This window comes from Flectobacillus sp. BAB-3569, assembly GCF_002270355.1.
Lineage (GTDB): Bacteria > Bacteroidota > Bacteroidia > Cytophagales > Spirosomataceae > Flectobacillus > Flectobacillus roseus.
In genome coordinates, this window is record NZ_NJFZ01000009.1 from 281,215 (window position 1) to 307,353 (window position 26,139).

At 37.5% G+C, this 26,139-nt stretch carries 23 protein-coding genes; 13 read left to right on the top strand and 10 right to left on the bottom strand.

Translation table 11 applies throughout. From position 1 onward, the window contains the following. The first annotated feature begins 95 nt into the window (after nt 1–95). From BWI92_RS10420 to BWI92_RS10430, 3 genes are all read left to right on the top strand, one after another. On the top strand, nt 96–341 hold the full coding sequence (locus BWI92_RS10420; RefSeq protein WP_095162869.1) for a hypothetical protein: 246 nt from the start codon (nt 96–98) through the stop codon (nt 339–341). Then, nucleotides 341–874 (top strand): hypothetical protein, encoded by a 534-nt coding sequence (locus tag BWI92_RS10425; RefSeq protein ID WP_095162871.1) that lies wholly within the window; start codon nt 341–343, stop codon nt 872–874. The genes BWI92_RS10420 and BWI92_RS10425 overlap by 1 nt, the downstream gene beginning before the upstream one ends. A gap of 432 nt (nt 875–1,306) precedes the next feature. Beyond that, the gene (locus BWI92_RS10430; RefSeq protein ID WP_095162875.1) at nt 1,307–1,840 is read left to right on the top strand and encodes a hypothetical protein; all 534 of its coding nucleotides are present in this window, start codon (nt 1,307–1,309) and stop codon (nt 1,838–1,840) included. A gap of 61 nt (nt 1,841–1,901) precedes the next feature. On the opposite strand, the gene BWI92_RS10435 is transcribed toward BWI92_RS10430, so the two are convergent. Then, the gene (locus BWI92_RS10435; protein ID WP_095162877.1) at nt 1,902–2,663 is read right to left on the bottom strand and encodes a DUF1080 domain-containing protein; all 762 of its coding nucleotides are present in this window, start codon (nt 2,661–2,663) and stop codon (nt 1,902–1,904) included. Nucleotides 2,664–2,839: 176 nt separating this feature from the next. Here BWI92_RS10435 and BWI92_RS10440 point away from each other — a divergent pair, with 176 nt between their 5' ends. Next, a complete protein-coding gene (locus BWI92_RS10440; protein WP_095162878.1) occupies nt 2,840–3,370 on the top strand; it encodes a hypothetical protein in 531 nt (176 codons plus the stop codon). Between the two features lie 116 nt (nt 3,371–3,486). Next, on the top strand, nt 3,487–3,963 hold the full coding sequence (locus BWI92_RS10445) for a hypothetical protein (protein ID WP_095162880.1): 477 nt from the start codon (nt 3,487–3,489) through the stop codon (nt 3,961–3,963). 24 nt (nt 3,964–3,987) lie between these two features. Here BWI92_RS10445 and BWI92_RS27280 read toward each other — a convergent pair whose 3' ends face one another. Next, on the bottom strand, nt 3,988–4,143 hold the full coding sequence (locus tag BWI92_RS27280; protein WP_166552404.1) for a hypothetical protein: 156 nt from the start codon (nt 4,141–4,143) through the stop codon (nt 3,988–3,990). 305 nt (nt 4,144–4,448) lie between these two features. On the opposite strand from BWI92_RS27280, the gene hisS reads away from it, so the two are divergent. Then, complete coding sequence (gene hisS, locus BWI92_RS10450) at nt 4,449–5,813, top strand: histidine--tRNA ligase (RefSeq protein ID WP_095162882.1); 1,365 nt, start codon at nt 4,449–4,451, stop codon at nt 5,811–5,813. 77 nt (nt 5,814–5,890) lie between these two features. Here the strand turns inward: hisS and BWI92_RS10455 are convergent, their stop codons facing one another. Together BWI92_RS10455 and BWI92_RS10460 are read right to left on the bottom strand one after the other, a co-directional pair. Next, nucleotides 5,891–6,694 (bottom strand): glycoside hydrolase family 25 protein, encoded by an 804-nt coding sequence (locus BWI92_RS10455; RefSeq protein ID WP_229362948.1) that lies wholly within the window; start codon nt 6,692–6,694, stop codon nt 5,891–5,893. 287 nt (nt 6,695–6,981) lie between these two features. Beyond that, on the bottom strand, nt 6,982–7,617 hold the full coding sequence (locus tag BWI92_RS10460; protein WP_095162884.1) for a peroxiredoxin: 636 nt from the start codon (nt 7,615–7,617) through the stop codon (nt 6,982–6,984). 230 nt (nt 7,618–7,847) lie between these two features. Between BWI92_RS10460 and BWI92_RS10465 the strand changes: the two genes are divergently transcribed. Continuing rightward, nucleotides 7,848–8,312, top strand: coding sequence for a DinB family protein (locus tag BWI92_RS10465; protein ID WP_095162885.1), 465 nt, complete (start codon nt 7,848–7,850; stop codon nt 8,310–8,312). A 213-nt stretch (nt 8,313–8,525) separates the two neighbouring features. Here the strand turns inward: BWI92_RS10465 and hslV are convergent, their stop codons facing one another. Together hslV and BWI92_RS10475 are read right to left on the bottom strand one after the other, a co-directional pair. After that, nucleotides 8,526–9,068, bottom strand: coding sequence for an ATP-dependent protease subunit HslV (gene hslV / locus BWI92_RS10470; protein WP_095162887.1), 543 nt, complete (start codon nt 9,066–9,068; stop codon nt 8,526–8,528). 137 nt (nt 9,069–9,205) lie between these two features. Then, entirely contained in the window at nt 9,206–10,888 is a 1,683-nt protein-coding gene (locus tag BWI92_RS10475) for a 2-oxo acid dehydrogenase subunit E2 (RefSeq protein ID WP_095162889.1), read from the bottom strand. Between the two features lie 553 nt (nt 10,889–11,441). On the opposite strand from BWI92_RS10475, the gene BWI92_RS10480 reads away from it, so the two are divergent. Then, entirely contained in the window at nt 11,442–12,689 is a 1,248-nt protein-coding gene (locus BWI92_RS10480) for a hypothetical protein (RefSeq protein ID WP_095162891.1), read from the top strand. A 54-nt stretch (nt 12,690–12,743) separates the two neighbouring features. Here the strand turns inward: BWI92_RS10480 and BWI92_RS10485 are convergent, their stop codons facing one another. Together BWI92_RS10485 and BWI92_RS28485 are read right to left on the bottom strand one after the other, a co-directional pair. Further along, nucleotides 12,744–15,842 carry a 3'-5' exonuclease gene (locus BWI92_RS10485; RefSeq protein WP_310588896.1) on the bottom strand — a complete coding sequence of 1,033 codons (3,099 nt, stop codon included), beginning with the start codon at nt 15,840–15,842 and terminating at the stop codon, nt 12,744–12,746. After that, nucleotides 15,770–16,045 (bottom strand): UvrD-helicase domain-containing protein, encoded by a 276-nt coding sequence (locus BWI92_RS28485; RefSeq protein ID WP_095162896.1) that lies wholly within the window; start codon nt 16,043–16,045, stop codon nt 15,770–15,772. The genes BWI92_RS10485 and BWI92_RS28485 overlap by 73 nt, the downstream gene beginning before the upstream one ends. A 260-nt stretch (nt 16,046–16,305) precedes the next feature. Here BWI92_RS28485 and BWI92_RS10495 point away from each other — a divergent pair, with 260 nt between their 5' ends. After that, complete coding sequence (locus BWI92_RS10495; protein ID WP_095162898.1) at nt 16,306–18,186, top strand: SPFH domain-containing protein; 1,881 nt, start codon at nt 16,306–16,308, stop codon at nt 18,184–18,186. A gap of 337 nt (nt 18,187–18,523) precedes the next feature. Next, nucleotides 18,524–19,753 (top strand): DUF819 domain-containing protein, encoded by a 1,230-nt coding sequence (locus BWI92_RS10500; RefSeq protein ID WP_095162900.1) that lies wholly within the window; start codon nt 18,524–18,526, stop codon nt 19,751–19,753. Nucleotides 19,754–20,225: 472 nt separating this feature from the next. Here BWI92_RS10500 and BWI92_RS10505 read toward each other — a convergent pair whose 3' ends face one another. Continuing rightward, nucleotides 20,226–20,423, bottom strand: a complete 198-nt coding sequence (locus tag BWI92_RS10505) for an MbtH family NRPS accessory protein (RefSeq protein WP_095162902.1) — start codon at nt 20,421–20,423, stop codon at nt 20,226–20,228. A 400-nt stretch (nt 20,424–20,823) separates the two neighbouring features. On the opposite strand from BWI92_RS10505, the gene pgi reads away from it, so the two are divergent. Further along, nucleotides 20,824–22,470, top strand: coding sequence for a glucose-6-phosphate isomerase (gene pgi, locus BWI92_RS10510; protein ID WP_095162904.1), 1,647 nt, complete (start codon nt 20,824–20,826; stop codon nt 22,468–22,470). Nucleotides 22,471–22,807: 337 nt separating this feature from the next. Beyond that, nucleotides 22,808–23,650, top strand: a complete 843-nt coding sequence (locus tag BWI92_RS10515; RefSeq protein ID WP_095162906.1) for a phosphatase PAP2 family protein — start codon at nt 22,808–22,810, stop codon at nt 23,648–23,650. A gap of 281 nt (nt 23,651–23,931) precedes the next feature. Here the strand turns inward: BWI92_RS10515 and BWI92_RS10520 are convergent, their stop codons facing one another. Next, nucleotides 23,932–25,266, bottom strand: coding sequence for a rhamnogalacturonan acetylesterase (locus BWI92_RS10520; protein WP_141234745.1), 1,335 nt, complete (start codon nt 25,264–25,266; stop codon nt 23,932–23,934). Nucleotides 25,267–25,471: 205 nt separating this feature from the next. Between BWI92_RS10520 and BWI92_RS10525 the strand changes: the two genes are divergently transcribed. Continuing rightward, the gene (locus tag BWI92_RS10525; RefSeq protein ID WP_095162908.1) at nt 25,472–26,059 is read left to right on the top strand and encodes a Crp/Fnr family transcriptional regulator; all 588 of its coding nucleotides are present in this window, start codon (nt 25,472–25,474) and stop codon (nt 26,057–26,059) included. Nucleotides 26,060–26,139 lie beyond the last annotated feature (80 nt).

A 26,139-nucleotide genomic window follows, 5' to 3' on the forward strand; every position in this document is an offset into this window, starting at 1 on the left:
GTTATGCCGATAATCACTTTTTAAATGTACTAGCAGCCATATTTTTTATAACTTGAAGGTCATTAAATCACGACTAAACTAAATCACGTATCACCATGAAAAAAGAAAGCTTTACAGACTTGTCACTTGAAGAGCTGCAATCCAAAGAAAAGACGTATAAGACCGCATTTTTGACTTCACTTATTCTACAGATACTTTTAGGAGTATTAACCATTTATTTAGCCATTGTAAAAAAGCAATTTGCGTTTATTGCCATCTCTTCTGGCGTTTTGCCATCCTTGATTTTTATGTATCAAAACCTGAAAAAAGTTCGGGAAGAAATAACTAAACGTGTTCAATAATGTTCAAAAATTTAGGATTTCAAGAATATCTATCGATTGGATATCTTTATTTATTGATTCTCGGCGTGGTCAGCGAGTCTATTTTCTATAGAATGTTGGGCATCAATATCCTCCATTTCGCTTCACTTTCCGATATTCTCACTGCTCCATTGACATTGCTAGTAAGTCATTGGATGATTCCTGCTAGTATTATAGGAATGATTTTAGTTTTGTTTTTACTAACTAAGCTCAGTGAAAAGTTTAATGCAAAGCATAATAAGGAGCAGTCTGTAAACCTCCTTGTACTGTGCTCAGCATTTATCTTCTTTGGTTTCTTCATCGGGATAGAACTAGGAAGAGGAGCTAAACAAAAAAGTTTAATCGCTGAAGGAAAAAACCAACCAAACTATCTTATAACTTTCGATGATGGACAAGCCCAAAAGGTGAAAGTGATAGGACAAAATTCTACTTATCTATTTTATGTTCCTGAAAATGGTAAAAAGCTTATTATTACTTTAATTGATGGGAATGTGAAAAAGATGGAGGTTTTGTAGAAAGAATCTCTCAAAGAATCTAATTAAGTATTGTTAGTGAAAGGTGGATCAGTTATTTGAATATATTCATAACATATAGTCATTATAACATTTTTTAACAGATAAACACCAAAATAAAGCATTCATCCATTCGTTGCATCAAATAGCTAGGTTTGTTTTTATGAATCTAGCTATTGTTTTTTAGTTTCAACCTAAATTTTAATAGCTCGTGAAGAAAAATTTTATGTTCGCCTCCTGTTTACTCTTTGTTTGTACTGCATCTTTGGTTGCTCAAGATACGCTTGAAGGTCAAGCCCAAACAGTGCAGCTCGCTACCACTGAAACAAAAGTCTCTACGGAACATTTCCTTGTTATCTCTGATGATTCTGAGTCAGTTAGACCGACGGGAGTCTATCAAGTTATCATATCCCCACCGAAAGAAAACGGATTCAAATGCTTGTCAAGGCAGAGTATAATACTTATGGCTATAAAACCTACAGAGTCGCAGATAACGAGAAAATGTTTCAAAAGTCAGCTTTATCCAATATGTCGTTAGGAGCAGGGGTGCTCTGGGAACCCAAAGGTTTTAATCGAAAGCTAGGGGTGGAGATTGATGCCGCTTTTGCAAGCTATGAAGAACTTGCACAAATGAATGCGGGGTTTTTACCAGCGAAAAATGTAACGGCCTTAAGTTTTGCGCTTTTACCTCAATACGTATTTTACCAAAACGAATCAGAAACAGTGGCTTTATTTATGCAAGCTGGACCAACTTTTGAAAAGGTTATAAGTGATAGTACTCCCATGAAAACATATGTCTATTATGATGACATATTTGGATACAAAGTAAGTTTAGGAACAAGATTTGGTAGGTTATTCACTACTGTAAACTTCTCTCAAAATGATTCAGGAAGAACATCATGGAGTAATTTTGTAAAAGCTCGCATTACAAAAGTTGGTCTGTCGTTGGGGTACAATTTGAGTAAGTAATAAAAACAAAAAAGCGAGCGTCTCGAAAAACGCTCGCTTTTTTGTTTAGAATCCTAAAATCTTACAATTCTCTAATCCAAACATTTCTGAAACTTACCGCATTTCCGTGGTCTTGCAATGAGATTGGGCCTTTTGGACCGTGTACAGGATTGGTTGGCTGACCAATATAGTTAGTTACACCCTGAATTTTAGTGTGATTTTGTACGATAATGCCATTGTGAATTACAGTAACATAACCAGGCGTTTCGATACCACCATTTACTGTAAAGCGAGGGGCTGTATAGATAATGTCGTAAGTGTTCCAGTCGCCTTGTTTCGCTGTAGCATTTACCATTGGAGGTGTTTGCTTATAAATCGAGCCAGCTTGTCCGTTGCGATACGTTCTGTTTTTGTAGGAATTTAATACTTGTACTTCGTAAATACCATGGAAAAATACACCGCTGTTGCCACGTCCTTGGCTTTTTACATTTTCAGGTTCTTCAGGAGAACGCCATTCAATATGTAATTGACAATCGCCAAAATGTTTTTTAGTTGAGATATTTCCAGCGCCTTTAACGACTGTAAAAACACCGTCTTTTACTTCCCATTTAGCAGCACTACCATCTTTGACAGATTCCCACTGGTCAAGATTTTTACCATCGAACAACACAATGGCATCTGAAGGAATTGCTCCTGGGGTTACAACGCGAACTTCTGGGTCCCAATATTCAGTGGCGTCTGGTTTTTCAGGATTTTTTTCTACAAAACGGAAATCCTGTGCTTGAACTTTTAAGCCCAAAAGACAAACTGCGGCACTTAAAATTACCTTCTTCTTGATTTTCATTGGAAAAATTGTTTAAGTTTAAATTTTAAATACAGTAAAACAATTCGACAACTTTGGATGTATCCAAATTAGGAGTTTTGCCCTACTGTAATTCGGGAATAGTTATTGATTATAAAAATAGTTTTAAGTTTACCGAAATAAACTGTCTGTAAATTTAACAGCAAACTTAAATAAATATGAAAAATGCCCAAATTAATTGGATTAAATTCTATATCCTATCAGGGTTTATACTTATCTCTCATACTTTTTTTGGACAAAATACAGCTTTTCGCTATCTTGATGTAAATACATTATGTAAGGACAAACGTGTTTTGGCACTTCGAAATGAATTGCCTAAAGGTTGGCGTTTCAGAACCAATGGCTCGAATTTTTACATCGAACGCATTGATGATGTATATTTGCCCAAAGAGGCCCTCAAAAGCATAGAAATGAAGACTCAGCCTGTTGAGAAATATCTAAACGGGAAAAAAATATTACTTTTCAAGACTAAGGCTTACTTTTTGATGAGTGTTGAGAAAAAGATTCCTACCAAGCTCAATAATAAACAAAAGTCGATTATGAAGGCGGTTTATGAATCTGATTTTTATACATTTTTCTTGTGGCAGAAACACGGATATACTTATGCCAAGACTATTTTGCCTCAAAATCTTTATGAAGAATTTAGAGAAGTAGAGAAATTGCTGGCAAATTATTGGCTTTCCGAATAGCCAGAGTGGCATCAAGGGTCAAATAGCTTTTAGTAATCAGTTATTTCAATAATTGTTACTAGTGCCTCGTGCCAAACTAACACATCCTTTTAACCCTAATACTTTTACAATACAAAATGAGACCAAAAATTGCAAAAAAAGCACCAGGAGAAAGATTAGTAAAGCGTATGCCATTGCGTACCAAGTGGATTTTGTGCGCTGCTGCTGGTATTTTATTATTTGGATTTGGCCTTTCTGTGGTTACTACCGCTGCATTCAAAAAAGGCATGAACGAGGCCTTTTATATATGGTTCTTGCTGGGCTTGTATGGATTAATTCTTACAAGTTTGGGATTGGTATGCCTTGGTCAAGCTGTTCGCTTTAGATTGTTGATGGACATCAATAAGAAAATGAATAAGCAAGAAAAAGAGCTAGCTAAGCAAATTAAGAAACTAAATCACTTGGGTGAGGTACTTAGAAATAAGGAAGATAAAAAGGTGGAAAAGAAAGAAGAAAAAAAGGACGATAGAAAAGGGAAGCCCAATCAAAGAAAAGTAAATGAAAAACCAAAGGTAGAAAAACAAGAAAACCCCGCCACTACCGACGAGGTTTAAATCTCTTAGAAGAAATTTCGAAAATTACTTCGCAGCCTTCGCAGCAAATTCAGCTTTGATAGCTTCGATATCAATCAACTTGATTTCTGGCTTCAAACGCAAACGCTTAATTGCTTCGACTTTGTTTGTAGCTATAGCCTTATTTCTTCTGTCTTTTCTTTTTAGTCTTGTAACGGCCATTGTAAACAGATTTTTTGTTTGAGGTGCAAAATTACAGAATTAAACATTCTTATCCAACACAATATTGGATATTCCTTTGAGAAATACCCTGAAATATAGAGATTTTCGGATATTAAAACCCTTTAGGCTTCCAAAAACCTAAAGGGTTTGTTATTTTTGCAGACATTTTAAAAAAGAGTAGGAAACCCATAAGTCAAGTTTGAATCTCAAAAATGCAATAAATGATGTGATTCGGTACTTTTATTATGGCTCGCCTTAACAAGCTTCTACTTTTTTAGAGTTAATCAAATTACTAATTCAGAATCATGAGTAGCAAACCATCATTAGCAAGAGGAACTAGAGATTTTGGCCCAGAGAAAATGGTCAAAAGAAATTATATTTTTGACACAATCAAGGCCGTTTTTCAAAGATTTGGCTTCCAACCATTGGAAACTCCTTCGATGGAAAACCTCTCGGTTTTGATGGGTAAATACGGAGATGAAGGTGACCAACTTTTATTTAAAATCTTGAATTCTGGAAACTTTTCTGAGAAAATCTCACAAACAGATTTGGATGAAGGGTATAAAAAATTAACGACCAAAATTTCAGAAAAAGGCTTACGCTACGACTTGACTGTGCCTTTTGCAAGGTACGTCGTGATGAATCGTAATGAATTGCCTCTTCCTTTCAAAAGATACCAAATCCAACCTGTTTGGCGTGCTGATCGTCCTCAAAAAGGTCGTTATCGTGAATTTTACCAATGTGATGCCGATGTTGTAGGTACGGATTCTTTGATTTGTGAAGCCGAAATCGTGATGATGATTCAGGAAGTAATGCAAAGTTTGAATATCAACTTTAACCTGAAAATCAATAACCGTAAAATACTTTCTGGTTTGTCTGAGGCTATTGGTGCTGCGGGTCAAGAAGCCGCTTTGGCTGTAGCGATTGACAAATTAGATAAAATTGGTCAAGAAAAAGTGATGGAAGAATTGGCAGAAAGAGGCTTTTCTGAGGAGGCTTTGGCTAATTTGACTCCTGTTTTCTCTATCACAGGTTCAAACCAAGAGAAGTTTACTAAACTAGAGGAATTACTTCAAACGTCGGAAGTTGGTAAAAAAGGGATTGAAGAACTTCGTGAAATGTGGAATTACATGACAGCCTTTGGCGTGACCGACGAAAATATTGAATTAGATATTACGCTTGCTCGTGGTTTGTCATATTACACTGGTGCTATTTTCGAGGTAAAGGCATTGGATGTCCAAATTGGCTCTATCACAGGTGGTGGTCGTTATGATAACTTAACAGGTACTTTTGGGGTTCCAGGATTGTCGGGTGTTGGTATTTCTTTTGGAGTTGACCGTATTTATGATGTGTTAGAGGAGCTTAATTTATTCCCTAATAATCAAGCGGTAACCACCAAGTTATTATTCTGTCATTTTGGAAAAGAAGAACAAAACTATGCTTTACCATTGCTTCGTGCGGCACGAGAAAAAGGTATCAATGCAGAGGTTTTTCCAGACAATGCCAAAATCAAAAAACAATTGGATTACGCAGACCGTAAAAAGATTCCATTTGTCGTAATTATTGGTTCTGATGAATTGCAATCAGGTTTGTTGACCTTAAAGGATATGACTTCTGGCGAACAGTTCAAACTTTCGATAGATGATATTTTTGCAAAAATTACCGAATAACAGATTACATCAATATACATAAAGAACCCCACCGACGAAAGTTAGTGGGGCTTTTTTGTATCTGTATTTTCAAGTAATTATTTGATATATAGATTACTCAGTTCAGCTTTATTTCCAAGGAAAACATTAAAATCTACAGTTCCTTTGATACCCTCAACCCAACCATTTTTGTTATGTTGCCAAAACCAAAGATTTGAGCCATATCCTTTCAGAGACTCATTGGAATAATCCGCAATCCAAAGTGGATAATCGTCATAATTACCTTTGATAAATTTTTTGTAAAAATTAGGATTGGTATAAATGATGGGCTTGGTTCCATAATGATTTTCAACCATAGTGAGCCACACGCCAATTTCTCTAATAATTTGCTCATCAGATTTTAACGAATTTTGCTCGATATCCAAAACAGGAGCGAAGTCGCCTTTTTCTAATTTTACTGAATTGATAAAATTCCTTGCTTGACCCACTGGCTCACGCCAAGCAATATAAAAGTGATAAGCACCACGTCGCATACCAAATTTGCGAGCGTGTTCCCAGTTACGATCAAACTGACGGTCGGCGTGTGTAATGCCCTCAGTAGCTTTTAAAAAGGCAAATTCTATTTTTCTATTATCGTCAAAACGCATCTTTTCGACTTTCTTCCAGTTAATTTCACCATTGTGGTGCGACACATCAATACCATGTACTTCGTAACGTAAGGGCATTGAAATCCCTACTTTCGAGACCTTTTCCCAACCATTAGGGTTAGGTCTGAAAAGCATTACAATAGCATAAATCCCCCAAATAATTAAGGAAATAATAGATAGGAAACCTGTAAGAAGTATGGCAATCTTTATGTTGCGTGGTAAAGCGAAATATCTTTTCAGTAATAGTTGAATCATTTTGCAAAAATATAAAATTCATACTAAACTATTCCTGAACTACTTGCGCTTTTGAAAGAAGATTTTGATAGAAAAGATAGACATAAGCTATTCTAGATTCTGGAATTAGACTTATGTGTCTGCTGAATAACAAAAAAGCGTTCGAAAAATAATTTTTCGAACGCTTTTTTGATGCTACTCTGCTATGTCTGACTCGGCTTAAGACGCAATGCTTTGCGTCTCTACAGCTTAGAATAATCACTCATTTACTCAATTTTAATTCGAAGTCAAACATAGCATAAGACAACCTATTTGTTAGGCTGTGGTGTTGTACGTAAATATGGTTTAACTACTGTGAATCCTTTAGGGAATTTCTCAGTTGCATCCTCAGTTTTTACGGCTGGCGTAATAATAACATCTTCACCATCTTTCCAGTCTGCTGGTGTTGCTACCTGGTAGTTGGCAGTCAACTGCAATGAGTCGATTACACGAAGTAATTCTTGGAAATTACGACCAGTAGAAGCTGGGTAAGTAAGCGTCAATTTGATTTTTTTATCTGGACCGATAATAAACACCGAGCGAACTGTAGCTTTTTCAGAAGCATTTGGGTGAATCATATCGTACAAAGTAGCAACGTTACGGCTTTCGTCAGCAATGATAGGAAAATTAACTGACACACCATTTACCTCTTCAATATCTGGAATCCAACGTTGGTGAGAGTCCAAATCATCTACCGAAACCGCAATAACTTTTACGCCTTTTTTCTCAAATTCACCTTTCAAAAGCGCTGTTTTACCTAATTCTGTAGTACAAACAGGAGTAAAATCAGCTGGATGGCTGAACAATAAAGCCCATGAGTCGCCTATCCACTCGTGAAAATTGATTGTACCTTGCGTTGTTTCTGCCGTAAAGTCTGGGGCAATGTCTCCTAATCTTAATGACATAATAATATTTGTTTTAGGTTTATACTCTGAGTACTCTAACTAGTCTATAAACTTACAAGATTATATCCGTTTTAGTTCCAGTTTTGGAGAAAACTTTATGAATCTTGATAAAAATCAATTTTTTTAGAAAAGATTTAGCCGAATATACAAAGATTAGGTCTATTTTTTATTATTTTAAAGATAAATGTCCACTTTGTGTCTGTAAATATCATCCAAAAAACACTCTTATTATGAAGTACCACTTTGCTAAATTAATGAATTACGAAGTTTGGGCAAACGAACAGGTGATTCAAGCCTTGCAATCACTCGACAGACCAGATACACGCTCACTAGAACTATTATCGCATATTTTAGCAGCCCACCTGACTTGGTATAATCGTGCCAGAGAGGTTCGAGCCTATATTCCTCTTTGGGAAACCAAAGATTTTTCGGAATGTGTCATAATGCTGAGAAATATTACGCAAAGATGGCAGGAACTTATCGACCAAAGTGAAGAATTGACCTTTGGAAGAACCGTTTCGTATACCAATAGCAAAGATGAAACGCATTTTTCTAGTTTGTATGAAATACTAACACATTTGATGCTCCATTCGGGCTATCACCGTGGGCAATTGGTGAGTCATTTGAAAGGCAAAATGCAAGAACTTCCAGTCACTGACTTTATTGTTTTTGCTAGAGAAGATGCAAGAAAATAAATGCGTATAAACATGAGCCATCCCAAATTTTGGGATGGGGGTTATTCTCAAAATTTTCATCAAAAAAGCGGTCGGGAAATATTTCCCGACCGCTTTTTTGATACTACCATGATAGATATGAATGGCTTAAGACGCAATCATTGCGTCTCTACTGCTAGAATAAAAATTTTAACATAATGCCTCATGTTCTCATCTGTAATTCCGTATCAATACCTAAACCGCTGGTTTTTCGATAACGAAATTATGGTTGGTATAAATACAAATATCTGCCGCAATAGTTAACCCTTCTCTAACCATTTCTTCAGCTGTTAGATGAGGCGCATGTTTTTTCAATGCTAAAGCAGCTGAGAGAGCATAATTACTTCCTGAACCAATAGCCGCAATACCGTTTTCTGGTTCTAGGACATCTCCAGTCCCCGAAATAATTAAAGCCTCTTCCTTATCGGCTACAATCATCATGGCTTCCAAACGACGCAAATAGCGGTCGGTACGCCAGTCTTTTGCTAATTCAATACTAGCACGCTTCATATTCCCACCAAAAGCATTGAGTTTCTCTTCAAATCTCTCTAAAAGGGTAAATGCGTCAGCAGTAGAACCAGCGAAACCTGTCACAATTTTACCATTCAACAGTTTTCGGATTTTACGAACATGGTTTTTGGCTACGGTACTTCCCATAGTTGCTTGTCCATCTGCTCCGATGGCTACCTCGCCATTGTGCACAATCGCCAAGACGGTGGTTGATCTAATTTTTTCCATTTATTTTCAAGAATAAAATGTTTGTCGGTAAAGAAAAGAAGGACGTTAAGTCCTCTATAAAACACAAAAGATGAAAGACGCTTCCCATCTTTTGGATAAGAAGTATCTTTCATCTTTTGATGGTTCAAATACTTGGATTACACCAATAATTTGATTGGATCCTCAAGCAATTGCTTGAATGTTTGCAAGAAAGCAGCACCAGTTGCGCCATCCACAGTACGGTGGTCACAAGTCAATGTTACTTTCATCACGTTGGTAGCATAGAATTGTCCGTTTTTCACACCAACTGTTTCTTTGATACCACCTACAGCCAAAATACAAGATTCTGGTTGGTTGATGATAGAAGTAAACTCGTCGATACCGAACATACCTAAGTTACTTACTGTAAATGTATTGCCTTCCCAATCTTTTGGTTGCAATTGTTTATTTTTAGCCTTACCACCCAAATCTTTCGCTTCAGCTGAGATTTGTGATAATGACTTCGTATTAGCAAAACGGATTACCGGAACCAACAAACCGTCTTCAACCGCTACCGCCATACCGATGTGTACGTGGTGGTTGATACGGATTTTGTCGCCCAACCAGTAAGAGTTTACTTTCGGGTGTTTAGTCAAGGCAGCAGCTACAGCTTTGATTACCATATCGTTGAACGAGATTTTCACAGGAGAGAATTCGTTCATTGAAGTACGAGCAGCAATAGCTTTGTCCATATTGATTTCCATCGTTAGATAGAACTCAGGAGCCGAGAATTTAGACTCAGACAAACGACGTGCAATAGTTTTGCGCATTTGGTTTACTGAGAATTCCTCGTAGCTTTCTTGACCCAAGATAGTAGCAGGTGCTGCTGCCGCCGCTGGTTTAGCAGCTGGTGCAGCCTTAGGAGCAGGAACATAATTGTCGATATCAGTTTTTACGATACGACCGTTTTCTCCTGAACCTTTTACCTCGTTCAAATTGATGCCTTTGTCTTTTGCTAAAGCTTTTGCTAAAGGAGAAGCTTTAACACGGCCATCAGCAGAAGTTACGGTTGCTTCGGCTACAGGCGCTGCTGCTGGTGCAGGAGCTGCCGCAGGAGTAGCAGTTGCTACTGGAGCAGGTGCTGGCGTTGCTGCTGGAGCTGGAGCTGCTGGAGCAGAACCCGCTGACAACAATGCTTGATAGTTGGAACCTGGCTCACCAATTACAGCGATAACGTCATCAACTGAAACGGTTTTACCTTCTTCGATACCGATGTACAATAAAGTACAAGGAGAATATTTTGAAATATCAATGAAGTTATCAAGGTCAAACTCCATTGTTGCTTTGTCTGTTTCAACTTCTGCCAAAAGAGCTTCGCCAGGTTTGATCACATCCCCAACTTTACGAAGCCATGTTACAAGTGTACCTTCTGTCATGGTATCACTCATTTTTGGCATACCAATGATTTCTGCTTTGATACCTGATGTATCAACTGCAGGAGCTGCTGGAGCAGCAGGCGCCGCCGCAGGAGCTTCAGCAACAGGTGCAGGAGCTGCCGCCGCAGGAGCACCACTCAAGAGATGCTCGTATGCTTCGCCATTTTCACCGATGATAGCAATGATACTATCGATAGGTACAGCTTTACCTTTTTCTAAGCCAATGTATAAAAGTCTACAATCTTTAAAATTGCTCAAGTCCATTCTCTCATCCAAATCAAGCTCCATTGTCGCTTTATCTGTTTCGATTTCAGCCAAAAGACCGTCGCCTGGCTTGAGGACGTCGCCAACTTTCTTGAGCCACTCTGCCACAACACCTTCAGTCATGGTGTCGCTCATTTTGGGCATCGTAATAATTTCTGCCATGATTCTTAGTTATAGGAAATTTATGGTCGAAGCAACTTGCGTTGCATCAATCTTTAATTAAAGGGATTGAAAATACTGTTTTAAAGTAATTCACAAATATAAAACAAGCATTAAAGCTAGACAACACATTTGTATTAGTCAATAACCACTAATCAAATCTTTTTCTGGCGGCACCCTGTTTCATTTCAGACGCCAAAAATAAGAGTAAAGGATTTGTTTCAAAAGTTATCTTTGAAAAATATAATTTTGTCCTCTATTAATCCTGATAGTTTTTACTCAAACTTTCTATAATTAAATTTAGAAAAGTTAATTTTGCAATCCCAATGGGAAGTATCATTATTAAAAGAAGTTTCCTTTGTTTTTTTACCCTGTTTTTGTAACGATTCTAATCACAATTTGTTTGGATTACTCCGTGATTTCTCTTGCTAGTTACATCAATCATGGTGTTTATCTTATAATACAGACTATCGGTAAAAGTGGTTCCGTAACTTAGCTCAGAATATTCTATCATGGTGTTAGCATTTCAGAGGAAGTATCCACCAACAATCTCTTTATGTACGAAGTTATTTACAACAAAACATATCTTTCTTTAAGCCTCTGTTTGATTGCATGGTTGGCATTTAGATTCAGACCTCAAATCGAATCATTTTTTGACCGAATCGGCAAAACTGCTTCTTTTTCTTTATTAGCTTTCATCTTTAGGATACTCCCGTTTTTGATTGTATATGTGTATTACGGATTCGATGCTCAATCTGATGTTCAGATTTTTTGGCGTTCGGCTCAAAAAGCAAAGGAGCTTGGTATCGTCTATCGCGATTTTCCTTCCTTGTATTCTCCTTTATTTGCGTATGTTACCGCTATTCCTGTGGTCTTCTGGGATACTGCCAGAGCTGTGACTCTATTAATGATCATTATTGAGTTGTTGATTTTACTCCTAACAATGCGGACCTACCGCAATGGTTTGTCTAATGGTGAAATCTTATTCAAAACATTAATATACCTGTGCTTTCCTGCACCTTTTATCTTTTGTGTCATCGGTGGACAAGAAGATATTTGGATGTGGGGATTTGCGTGTTTGATGGTTTGGGCTTGGTTGAAGGGTAAATCTGATTTTATATTGGGTGTTATTGTAGCATTAGGGCTGATTGTTACAAAAGCGTTTTTTGTCTTATTTGTTCCTCCAATTTTCCTAAAATTAAGCAATCGTTGGAATTTCATTTTGGGAATGGCTACGCTAGGAATCCCAACATTAGCCTTCTTGTATTTGCATGGAGGCACTGCTTTTTTGATGCCGATACAACTAGCACAAGAGCCTATGTGTCCTAATATTTGGTCGGTAACTTATCCGATATTGGGCGAATTAATTGCTAAATTTAATATTCGAATCTTAAACTGGATTGGACTTTTTGTGATTATTGGGGTTTCGTGTTGGCAAGCAGTTAAATTCAAAAATCTTGAATTAAAACAATTTGTTCCTTTTGTTTGGCTGGGTATTTTTGGCGTGATGATGATATTTCAAATAGGGGCCTACTCAAATTATATTTTTATCTATGCTATGCCAATGCTTTTTGGTCTGGTCAACTTTGAAGATAAAAAGTTTTTTGTTTACTCATTTATCATTCAAACGGCGGCTGTTTTACAACCTTCGCTTTGGTTTAGAATAGGAAAACCGTTTTATACTTGGGTCTTCTTTTTGCAGGCTAAATTTACTACTGAGTATATTTTACAATTAATCATTTTCTTTGGGATAGTTTATTGGATGAGATATGCCTATCAACAAATGAAAAAAGCGATTGAGTAATTTTAAAGTGAAGTTCAGGGAAAGTTTCTTCATTTCTCTGAACTTCATGGTATCCTAAACTTTCACTACATCCATAGTTTCGAGATACACCAGATATCCTTCTACTTCGGTATATCCCATGGCTTGATAGATTTTCTGATAGTCTTTTACCTGATATTTATGACTATTACTTTTTGACCCTGTTTTATAATCTAAAATTACGATTTTTGAGCCCATTTTGATTACTCTATCGGGGCGTAATGGCGACTGATTGGGTCTCAGAATTTCTCTTTCATTTCTGATAAAGCGTTCTGGCACTTCAAAAAACGGACTGATTTCTGGTAAATCGATAATTTTTTGAATGGTTACCTTTAGTTCTTCTTGTTCATTTTCAACAATTAATCCTTCACGCTGTAAATCTGCCAAAGCGCTATCTATATCGTTTTTGGTTTTTATTTTGGCAAAAGCTGCGTGTACTTTATTTCCGTAATCTTTACTTTTTTCAAAAGTTTCTAAGTCAAATAATCTTTCTGCTGATTGTTTGAGCTGAATGGTCTGACTGCGTTCTGAAGTCACAATTTCCTGAATAGTCATCGTAGGGGCAATCTTCTCTTTCTCTGGTTTCAAAACCTTTGGCAAACCACCGTATAATACCTTCGTGAAGGGTTCTTCTGGAGGGATGCCTTCGCCATCTACAAAACGTAGTAACAAGCCTCCAACGGTTTTATTGAGGTTTCTACTATCTCTTTTGACCACCATATATAACCTATCCTTAGGACGAGTAAGCGCTACATAGAGCATATTTAGACTCTCAAGAAACGTTTCTTCTTTCTCAGCGCGATATTCTTCTACCAAATGTGTATTTTCTAGCTCCTTAACCATTTTGAGCGGTGCTGTTGTCAGGGCTTTGGTAATATTCTCTTCGGCTTGTTCGACGATTAATTCTTCAAAAAGTCCTTCGTCTTCTAATCCAAACCAACGAGAAGAATTAAGCCCTGTGTCAATTGACCAATGACAATAAGGAATAATTACTACTGGAAACTCCAAACCTTTAGACTTGTGTACACTTGTCACCGTAACGGCATTTTGTCCTGCTGGCGACATGATAGAAAGGCTTTCTTTTTTATTTTCCCAATAATTGATAAAATCGGTCAGGTGAGTACTTTTCATGTGCTGAAACTCAATGACAACATCTAAGAATCGGAATATAAAGTCGAGTTCTTTGTCATGTTTGAAAAGCTCGAAAGTCTGGAGGAGTTTTTCGGCTATTTCGTACAAACTCATTTGCTGTAAGGCAGTGGGAACAAGGCTTTTATCAATTAATTCAAAAAACTTCAAGATATCACGACTCTCTATGGTTTCCTTGATCACCTTGTTTTCCTGTGTATTAGGCACTTTGTGCAAAACCACTCGATAGTACAAATACACCGCCTCATATTTGGCGAGGGCATTATCTGGATTTTGGACTACCTTCATGATTGCCATGATTAAATTGACGGCATCTGAGGCCGCCAAGCTCAAAGAATCTGAAGAAATCACATCGATATTTCGTTCCTTGAGTGCGTTGGCTATTACCTTCGAGTCTTTATTTCTCCGACACAATACGGCAATATCTTTGAGTTTATAACCAATGGCAAGAACTTCTTCCAGAATTTGCTCAACTTTTTCAATCATCAAGCGGTCGGTTTCTTTTCCGATGATAAAATCCACTTGCACATGACCGCCCTCCAGAGGTTTAGTAGGTACTTTTTGTGCAAAATATTCGTCATAAACCCTTGGCAAACTTGGTGCTATTGCCAAATACTCAGGGTCAACTTTGATGGCTTCGAAGAGCGCATTGTTAAAGTTGATAACCTCCGCAGAGCTTCGGTAATTGGTATTTAAGTTTTCAGGCTTGATATAGGGACGAATATTTTCGTAGCGTTCCACCAAAAAGGTATCATCGGCAATAGGTTTGGTCAAATCATCGATTTGCTTTTTGTGCAGATTCACAATCAAACCCATTTCACCACCTCTAAATCGGTAAATAGACTGTTTGGCGTCACCCACAGCCAAGTTGAAGTGCCCACTGGCAAGGGCGTTTTCAATCAAAGGCAAAAAGTTATGCCATTGTAGGGTAGAAGTATCCTGAAATTCATCTATCAAAATATGATTGTATCGTTCGCCCAAACGCTCGTAAATGAATGGAATGGGTTCATTTACCACAATTTCAAGGATTTTACGGTTAAATTCCGAAATATGTATTTGACCCGATTCATCTTGAATAGCCGCGATTTCTTTTTTCAACTGACTCAACAACGCAAGCTTTTTGATTTGCTTTAAGATTTCACGATAAAGCAAAAATCTTGGCTTCAATCGCTTTTGTGCTTCCAGCAAAAAGTTTCCAGTGTCGGTTAGTGTATCGGCAATGCCCATAATCGTGGCAGCAATAGGCTTGGTTGCACTTTTGGCATGCCAAGTATTGTCGGCCAAAGCATTCAAAAATCGAGCGCCAGGTTCTTTAAAAATATCCGTACCGTTTGCCAATTGAATAAAATACCCAAACGGACCAGATTTTTTGAAAGGGAAATCATCTACGGTCAAATCATTTTCGTTGGCAGTTTCTAGCGCAATCGCCACAATTTCTTTAATATGTTTTTCGACGCCTTGATTAAAATCCTTGAGTTGCTGTTCTATTTTCAGAAAATCCAGCGGTTCTAATGCGCCTAATTTTTCAATATGTTCTTGAAACTGGTCATTCAATAAATCTCGACCAAAATTGGCAATTTCATCATTGATACCATTCCATGAGCGACCATCGGTAGCTTTGTCTAAGGCAAAACTTTTGATAGCCTCCGTAATTTGCTCGTAGGTTTCGGTATTAGTTTTTTGTAATAATTGCTCAACAGCAGCATCCAATAGCACTTCAGAATCAAGGTTTACCTCAAAATTGAATGGAAAACCTAATTCTTCCGTAAAGGCACTTACCACTCGCTGAACGAACGAGTCAATTGTCGAAACCGAGAAGTTCGCGTATTCGTGTATGATATGCTTGAACGTGGCGGAGGCACGTGCACGTAAAGTAACCTCGTCTATCTCGATACCTTCTTGTTGGAGTTCTTCTAAAATCTGATTAAAAAGTCCTTGTTCAGTCGCTTGCTCTTGTGGGTCGTTACTGGAAAAATACGGAGGTATTTCAGGATACGCTCCTTCATTTCACCCGCTGCTTTGTTGGTAAATGTTACTGCCAAGATATGGTTGAAATACCAAGGAGATTTGGAACGAAGCGCTAGTTTGATGTATTCCTTTGCCAAAGTGTAGGTTTTCCCCGAACCCGCCGAGGAAGAATATATTTTAAAATATGTTTCGTGCTGTGATGCACTCAAAAAATCCGTCATAAGTGTTGCTGTTAAAGCTGAGGAGGTACATTTTGGAGATACAAATTTAGAGAAATATTTAGGCTATTTTTCTAAAAAGAAAACTGAAAAAGTATTCAGATTTAAAAGCGTTTTTAGGATAAAATCAAAAAGCTCCTTTTATCCTAACCGCCTACCATTCTTCACAAAAGCAGTATAACGAGTCTGACTTCCCTACAAATTTAGCATGTGAACCACTGCTAATCAGCGGTTTGATACTTTCACATAACATATATACTTCAATGTTAGCATCTTATTCTACGTATGTGGTGATTTTGATACCCGTACTTTGCCTCATTTTTTACAAATTCATTTTCCGTTTATTAGGTATTATCATTGTTCCAGAAGATCGTATTGGTCTAGTAACCAAGAAGTTTGTGTTACTTGGAGATAAAAAATCTTTACCCGAAGGCAGGATTTTTGCCACCGAAGGTGAGGCTGGGTTTCAAGCAAAACCATTGGCTCCAGGGATTTATTTTTGGCTATGGATTTGGCAGTATGATGTCGTATTACAGCCACTTACCGTAGTGCCAACTGGCAAAATTGGTTTGGTTTTGGCACGTGATGGCAAAGAATTGGAAACAGGCAGTATCTTGGCTCGCAAGGTCGAATGCGATGGTTTTCAAGATGCTGAAGCATTTTTGAAAATTGGTGGTCGAAAAGGTCGACAAACTGCCGTAATCACAGCGGGTTCTTACCGCATAAACACGCTTTTGTTTGAAGTAGAAATTACAGACATTACCGAAATTCAGGAGAATATGGTAGGAATTATTACCACAATGGATGGTGCCTCAATTCCTGTCGGACAAATTTCAGGAAAGCCTATCGAAGGGCATAATAACTTTCAAGACGCGGACCAGTTTTTGAATGCTGGGGGTAACAAAGGTTTGCAACAACAAGTAATCTTGGCAGGTTCTTATAACCTTAATCCGTGGTTTGCCAGAGTAGAGGAAATTCACATGACCGAGATTCCGATTGGACATGTTGGTGTTGTAATTTCGTATGTTGGTGAAGACGGGGTCGATATAAGTGGGACAGAATTTAAACATGGCAATATTGTCGAAAAAGGTTTCAAGGGAGTCTGGAACGAACCTCTAGGTCCAGGTAAGTACCCCTTGAATACCTATGTGCAAAAAATTGAATTGGTACCAACGACTAACTTAGTTTTGAACTGGGCAAGTGCCCGTTCTGAATCACATCAGTTGGATAAAAACCTTTCGACTATTACGGTACGTTCAAAAGATGGTTTCCCTTTTAATTTGGATGTTTCTCAAATCATTCATATTCCTAATTATGAAGCGCCGAAAGTAATCGCTCGTTTTGGTAATATGAACAATCTGGTGAGTCAGGTGTTAGAACCAACGATTGGTAACTATTTCAGAAACTCAGCGCAGGATTCAGATGTAATTTCATTCTTGGGTTCGCGTGCCGAGCGCCAAGACACCGCACGTAAGTATATTGCCGAAGTACTCAATCAATACAATGTAAATGCAGTAGATACGCTGATAGGAGACATCGTTCCGCCAGAGTCTTTGATGAAAACACTTACCGACCGTAAGTTGGCTGAAGAACAAAAAGTAACATATGATACCCAGAAAATGGCGCAAGAAACCCGTCAGGCATTAGAGAAAGAAACAGCGATTGCTGATATTCAGAAGGATATAGTAAAAGCTGACCAAGGTGTAGTAATTGCTGAAAGGGTTGCTGACGCTGCTGTGAAAAAGGCACAAGGGGAAGCCCAAAGTTTGAAACTGCAAGCAGGAGCTGAGGCTGAAAGAGTAAAACTCCAAGCCAGTGCCGAGTCGGAGCGAGTAAAATTATTGGCGATTGCCGAAGCAGAAAGAATTAGTAAAACGGGTAATGCTGAGGCTGAGAAAATATTGGCCATTGGTAAAGCAGAGGCTGAATCGTATCAGTTGCAGGTATCGGCGATGGGTGGAGATAATTTTACACAATTGAAAATAACAGAAAGTATTGGTAAAGAAAAAATCAAAGTAATGCCAGATATTTTAATCACAGGAGGAAACAATGAACAAGGTGGTCCACTGAGCGGATTGTTAGGATTGAAATTGATGGAAGAAATGACCAAAAAACAAAAGAATGAAGAAAATCCTGCTGAATAAGTATCAGGAATAAATCCTCAAAATCAAAAACACCGACTGGCAATTTTGCGGTCGGTGTTTCACATACACAACATAAGTGGTATTTTGTTGTCTCTAAATGATTTAGCATTAAGTTTGAATGCTAAATCAAATTTATTCTTGTTTTTGACCTATTACAATACTAATTATTAGGTATATTTTAAAAAACCTGCATAAAACGTTTGTTTGATACATTTTCTTATTTTTTGAGGAGAAAAAATATAGAAAGAAACCCATGAAAGAAAACTGGATACTTGTCTGTTTCGCAATAATCCCTTAATTTGCTCATTAACAGAATACCTACTTACCTCCATTTTCTATGCAGACACTCATTACAAACGATGCCATTGTTTTTGGTTTACTTATTGGAATCATTGCTTTTACCTTCTATACTTCAAGTATTCAATCTTCTTTTTGGCAAAAGTTTTATCAAATTATTCCCAGTATTTTGGTATGCTATTTTGTGCCAGGGCTACTCAATTCGTTTCATATTATTTCTGGAGAAGAATCTAAATTATATGCTGTAGCTTCTAAATTTTTATTACCTGCTTGTTTAGTCTATTTTACCATAAGTATCGATTTTCAGGCACTCAAAAAACTTGGTCCAAAAGCTTTAATTGTGTTTTTGGCAGGTTCGCTAGGTGTAATGGTTGGCGGACCCGTTTCTCTTTGGGTCGTAAAAACGATATGGCCTGAAGTATTGGTAGGAGAGGTTTGGCGAGGATTAGCCACCATTGCAGGTAGTTGGATAGGAGGAAGTGCCAATCAGACCGCGCTGAAGGAAGTTTTTCAACCCAGTCCAGAGGTCTTTTCACAAGCTATTGCCGTCGATGTAATTACGGCTGAACTGTGGTTAGCTGTATTGTTATTTGGGGTAGCTCGCAGTGCCAAACTAGATAAATGGCTTGGGGCAGATACATCAGCCGTGGAGGAAGTAAAGCAAAAAATGGAAGCAGAAGCAGCGCATCAGCAATCAAGCTTAAGCGTGAAAGACTTGATGCTGGTGTTGTTTGTGGGTTTTGGAACTACAGCCCTTGCTCATGCCTGTGCCGATATCATTGTACCTTTTATTGAAACTCATTATCCTGATTTAAAGAAATTTAGTCTTACCTCTTCCTCATTTTGGGTAATTTCTTTGGTTACGCTGTTTGGACTGGCATTATCACAAACCAAAGCACGTCAGATAGAACGCATGGGCGCTTCACAATTTGGATCGCTTTTTTTGTACATCCTCATCGCAACCATCGGTATGCAGATGAACGTTATTTCGGCATTAGACAAACCACAACTATTTTTGATTGGACTAATTTGGATGTCTTTCCATGCTGGATTTACTTTGCTTGCGGCCTATTTAGTCAAGGCTCCCTTCTTTTTCACGGCTGTGGGCTCTCAGGCAAATGTGGGAGGTGCGGCTTCTGCCTCGGTAGTGGCGGCAGCATTTCATCCTTCTTTAGCATCGGTAGGTGTTTTGCTAGCAATATTAGGTTATGCCTTGGGTACATATTGTGGGTATCTGACAGGTTTGATGATGCAATGGGTGAATAATTGAGTGAATTAGCGAATTTTGAATGGTGAGTTAGTGAATTGTGAATTAGAAGTGTACGAAGGATTTTATTTTGTTCACAAGTATTTTTATCGATAGCATTTTTGTAGTAGTGGCAACCCTTGCGGTTGCCATGTTGATTTGGGTAATCGCAAGAGTTGCCAACTACAATTTTATATAAAAAATAAAATTTAAACCTTCGTATGGTACTAAATAGTGCGTTAATAATTGATTGTCTTGGACTTAAGTTTAAGTTTTGTTGATAAATTTGTGTGATGAAATGTGCTTATTAGTAAACTATAGAGACTTATTGCCGTCCGCCTATAGCCGACCACATAAAGCCTAATAATATCTAAAAGAAAAGGGTTCTAGCCGAAGCTGGAACCCTTTATTATTTGGAAAAAATCGTTTTGAAATCTAGAAATTTTGAGGAGCAAATGACGGATACAATAAGTTACTCACAGTCTTGCTCTCACGTTTAATAGGTACAATTACCTCTGTTCCTCAAAAAAGAAATGATTGAATTTCTTGTTACCTCGTCGATATACTCCAAGCACAAATCTTTTGTCCCCGAACGACCCGTTGTTTTCCACCCTGCTGGAACATCATTTTCCGCAGGAATGATGGTGTGAATATGACCATCACAAATTACCTGATAGATTGTTTCTTGTTTCATTGCAGCACTTATTTTACGTAAAGTGATTAGAATACGAATTATAAATATAACAAAAAAATCAAGAAAAAATTACATAAGCAGCAAAAAAACTATTAAATAATTGTCAATTAATGGTTAAAATACATTTTGGTAGTTGTGATTCAAGTGAGGAGCTTTGATTTTTGTATATAATTGAGAAAATTATTCTCTAAACATTTGATTATCAAGGTCAATCTAAAAAAGCTATAAAGCTTATGTCTTTTTAGATTTTTGAATCAAAATCGGTGATTTTGGATAATTCTATTATTATTTTACACCTAATAAAAATTACCAAAGCTAAAAAGCTATTTTTTTCGGTATCTTATAACTGGTTTTCGTACTTTTGTCCATCAATTCCTTTTTATAAATTTAAAGACTAATCATGCTTAAATCTGTCCCGTTCAACCAAACTGTCGCCTTTCAACATTTAACAAAATTAAAAGCTGAAGTCGAACAAACACCTCTTAAAGAACTTTTCACAGCCGATTCAAAGCGTTTCGAGAAATACTCAATCCGTTTTGAAGACATTTTAGTTGATTATTCTAAAAACCTTATCAACGAAAAAACAAAAGCAGCATTGATTGCTTTGGCCAACGAATGTGAATTGGATGATGCCATCGAACGTATGTTTACTGGCGATTTGATTAACAAAACAGAAAATCGTGCGGTATTGCACGTAGCCTTACGCAATCGCTCAAATACGCCAATCGCCGTTGGTGGCGAAGACGTGATGCCAGCGGTAAATGCTGTTTTGGATAAAATGAAAGACTTTTCTGAAAAAGTTATTTCAGGTGCTTGGAAAGGTTATTCAGATAAAGCTATCACTGATGTCGTAAATATCGGTATTGGTGGTTCGGATTTAGGTCCTGTAATGGTGACTGAAGCGTTGAAACCATACAAAAACCACCTTAATTTACATTTTGTATCTAACGTAGATGGTACTCATATTGCAGAAGTTTTAAAGAAAGTTAATCCAGAAACTACACTGTTTTTGATTGCTTCTAAAACTTTTACCACGCAAGAAACTATGGCCAATGCACACTCAGCACGTGATTGGTTTGTAGCAAATGGAGGTTCCCTAGAGGCTGTTGCCAAGCATTTCGTAGCCATTTCGACGAATGAAAAAGAAGTCGTGAAATTCGGTATCGATTCTGCCAATATGTTTGGTTTCTGGGACTGGGTTGGAGGTCGTTACTCTTTGTGGTCGGCAATTGGTTTATCGATTGTCCTTTCTATTGGTTTCGAAAATTTTATTGAACTCTTGGAAGGTGCTCACGCTATGGACAAGCACTTCAGAACTACAGATTTCAACGAAAATATTCCAGTGATTTTGGCATTGGTTGGTATTTGGTATAATAACTTCTTCGATGCTGATTCTCACGCTTTGTTGCCTTATGACCAATATATGCACCGTTTTGCAGCCTATTTCCAACAGGGAGATATGGAGTCAAATGGTAAATATGTAGGTCGTGACGGAAAAGCGGTTAATTACCAAACGGGTCCAATTATCTGGGGTGAGCCAGGTACAAACGGTCAACACGCTTTCTATCAATTGATTCACCAAGGTACAAAATTGATTCCTTGTGATTTCTTGGCGCCTGCTCAATCACAAAATGTGATTGGCAATCACCACCAATTATTGTTGTCAAATTTCTTTGCTCAAACAGAGGCTTTGATGAACGGTAAAACGTATGAAGAAGTAGTAGCAGAATTCGAAAAAGCAGGTAAATCAGCAGAGGAAATTGCTGAGTTGGCTCCATTCAAAGTATTCCAAGGAAATAGACCAACGAACTCAATTTTGTTCAAAAAGTTGACTCCACGTACTTTGGGTAGCTTGGTAGCAATGTACGAACATAAAATCTTTGTACAAGGAGTTATTTGGAATATCTTTAGCTATGACCAATGGGGTGTAGAATTAGGTAAGCAGTTGGCGAACAAAATTTTACCAGAATTAGCTTCGGAAGATAGCATTACCTCACACGACTCATCAACTAACGGCTTGATCAACGCTTACAAAGCTTGGAGATAGTGATGAATTGAGTGATTGAGCGATTTGTGATTGATTTTAATCAATATTTTACAAATTTTTGAAAAGAGCGGTCGGAAAATAATTTTCGATCGCTCTTTTGATGTTATTAGGCTAAATGGAACATTATTTCAGACGTAATGTATTAAGTCTTTACTTTTGGTATTCTAGTTTTATATTAAATCTTGTCTGTTCAAACAAAGTATCCTAATGTGAATCATAATAGCTGGGATAATGCCTTTGCTGAACTAAATCTATTACCTTGGTTGTTTGAGCATAAAAATAGTGTTACAATGAAATTTTGAAAATATTGAAAACACAAATCTCAACTCAAGTTTTTATGTCATCATTTATGAAATTAACCTTATCTGTTCTCCTTTTTTTATCGGTATGCGTGCCGTCTTTTGGACAAAAAGACTCCGTAGAACACCAAAAAATCTATTTTGTTAAGCCCAAAATTGAATTAACTGCGGGCGTGGGTTTGACGGTGGCGTCCTTTTTCGGTTTTCGTCAATTGGATAAGGTCGCACACTTATCAAAAGAGGATATTCTAAAGCTCAATCCCAATGATTTGAATAGTTTTGATAGACCAATTGCTTTCACAAATCCAGCAAATTTTCCTTCGGCTGAGAAAAGCTCTGATTTGTTTCTCAATATTTCTATCATTAGCCCTGCACTTTTGATGCTGGATAAAAATATCCGAAAAGATTGGGTTGATTTACTGAGTATGTACATGATGACGCATGCTGTGGATAATGCCCTGTATTTTGGTGCGGCATATTCTATTCGCCGTCCGCGACCGTTGACGTACAATCCTAATTTGACTGCGGAGGAAAAAATGGGTGATGGACGAAGCAACTCATTTTTTAGTGGACACGTTTCGTTTAGTTCAACGGCAACATTCTTTTTGGCAAAAGTTTACACCGATTACCATCAAATAAAAGGTTTGAAAAGAATTGGTTTATTTACACTTGCAGCTATTCCACCAGCCTTGGTAGGCTATTACCGAACTGAAGCAGGGAAGCACTTCAAATCAGATGTGATTACAGGTTTTGTGTCAGGAGCTATCTGTGGTATTCTCGTTCCTGAATTTCATAAACGATTACAACAAAAGAAAAATTTGACTTTTCAACCGATTTATTCTCCGCAATTTGGGGGTGTTGCTGCTACGTTGGCGTTTTAGTGGTGAGTTTTGAATGGTGAATTTGTGCTGTACGAAGGATTTCTAACTATTTCAGATTTGGGATTTCTGATTTCGGAAATATAAAAATATACTTTTATTTTTTATAAAATATAGAAGCTTACTCTTCCGAAATCCAACATCCGATATCCGAAAGAAACAGTTTTATAATCCTTCGTACAACCCTAATGGTGAATTAGGGGCTGTCCTTGACTAAAAATTCAGGGCAACCTATTTTAGGCAAGGACAAAGGACAACTCATCACTCACAACTCACCACTCTATTCAGTTACCATCAGGTTTAATTACTGAGACCAAAGGACTCACTGGGAAATCCCATGTATTCAAATCATCGGGCTGAGCTGGATTGTAAGCTTTAAAATCCTTGTTAAGATATTTTTCAATCCCTAAATGATTGGATTTAATTCCTTCTACGATACACTTTGCCAATTGGAATGCCCCGTAATTACTAAAATGTGTGTCGTCATGAATCGCTTTTTCTTGATTCGGAAAGGTATTTGCTTCATAATGAACAAAAGCTTTTTTAGAGTTTTCTACACCGAGTGTTTCCCAAAGCGTTTTGCTCATCTTGTTTAAATCGATTAATGCAACATTTTCGTCTTTGGCCACCTGACGCATAGCGTCTGGAAAATCTTCAAGGGTATTAATGATTTTGCCATTTTCGTCAAATCTACGACGGTGCATAGAGGTAACCAACACAGGAATAGCGCCTTTTTCACGTGTTTTTTTGATAAAACTGACCAAATATTCTTTATAGGTCGTTTGTGATTTGAGTCCAGAGCCTGGCTTTTGGTCGTTATGCGCAAACTCCATAAAGAAATAATCACCCTTTTTGATTTGGCTCATGACTTTTTCAAGACGTTTTTCAGAAGTAAAACTTTTAATGGTTTCGCCAGATTCGGCATGGTTGGCAAAAACTACTTTTCCTGCTTGGAAAAAACTTGGAATCACTTGACCCCAAGCGGCGAATGGTTCTATGGCTTGATCAACAACGGTGGAGTTTCCTGCCAAAAATACGGTTGGAATCTTACTCGATGCTGGCGTGATTTCTAAAGCACAAACCTTGGGTGATTTGCCATTAAATTCAAGCGTTAGTTGGTGATCCCAATGTAAATACTCCTTTTCTCTAGGTTTAAGTTTCACGCTAGAAGAATCTGAAATTTCGGGATAGCGGACGTTTACTGTAAAGTTTTCAGTGACAAATTTTCCCTTTTCGGTCTCTACTTTTTCTAACATCAATCGGCGACATTCGGCTTTTATGCTAGTAGAAGAAGTCCCCTCGGCATCGCCCAAGATTACTTGAACATCATAATTTCCTTCTGGAACATCGACTGTAAAGAAAAATGGAGTATTGCTGGTGCAAAAATCTGAAGAAAGTGCATCTTTAGTAGCTCGATTTTCGGATGAGATTTTAGCATTGGGCATAAAACCAAAGCCTTTAGTCTTTGAATAATAGTCACTTGGACCAACAGCTTGATACCCTTTGGCAACAGCGCCAGTGCCAAAATCAAACTTAAAAGAATTTTTTACTTGAGAAAAAGCAGTCAAATTTACTGCTGTTATCAGGCAGAGTGAGAAAACGGATTTTTGTGAAAACATTTGTTTTGTTGTTAGTTAATTGACTTGGAATAAACACATTGTTTTCAACAGTTAATTGATTTTATATTTTATAGGGGGATCTCTTGTTTTATCTCCATAAAGCAGGAATCAGTAATGATTTACTGATAATCTTGTTTAAATTTTTAGGAAGTCATCTCTTAATATTCAATATCTTTACCCTCTGAAAAATAGAACTTCTCAAGCCATGTCCACCCATCCATTAATTGTACATATAAACAAACACGTTCATTTGACTGAAGCACAAGTAGCAACCGTATTAAGTCATTTTCAACTACAAACTTTTGCTAAAAAAGAACATTTGATACAAGAAGGTAATATTTGCAAAAACTTATTTTTTGTGTCGAAAGGCTGTTTGAGATTGTATTTTATCAATGAAAAAGGGCAGGAGCAAACTATTCAATTTGCGCTCGAAACTTGGTGGATGACCGACCTGATAGCTTTCGAAAAATCTGGAGAATCGGGTTTTAGTATACAAGCCCTCGAAAAAGTGGAGGTAATGGCAATTACTAGTGAAAGTTTGGAAAAACTCTTGTGTGAGGTTCCCCAGTTGGAAAGGTATTTTAGAAAAGTCTACCAACGAGCGTATTCAGCTTCTTTGCTTCGCGTCAAATACCTTTATACGATGTCAAAAGACATTTTCTATGAACATTTTGCTTCACTATATCCTGAGTTTGTTCAGCGTATTCCACAGAAAGTATTGGCCTCATTTCTGGGTTTTTCTCCAGAGTATTTGAGTGAACTTCGTAAGAAAAAAACCGTAGAAAAAAAGTAGTATTAGAGCGTTCTTAAACTGGTTTAAGTTTTTTCTGTAGTCAAAAAGTGAACTTTGTCATGTAGTCCAGCGACGAATAT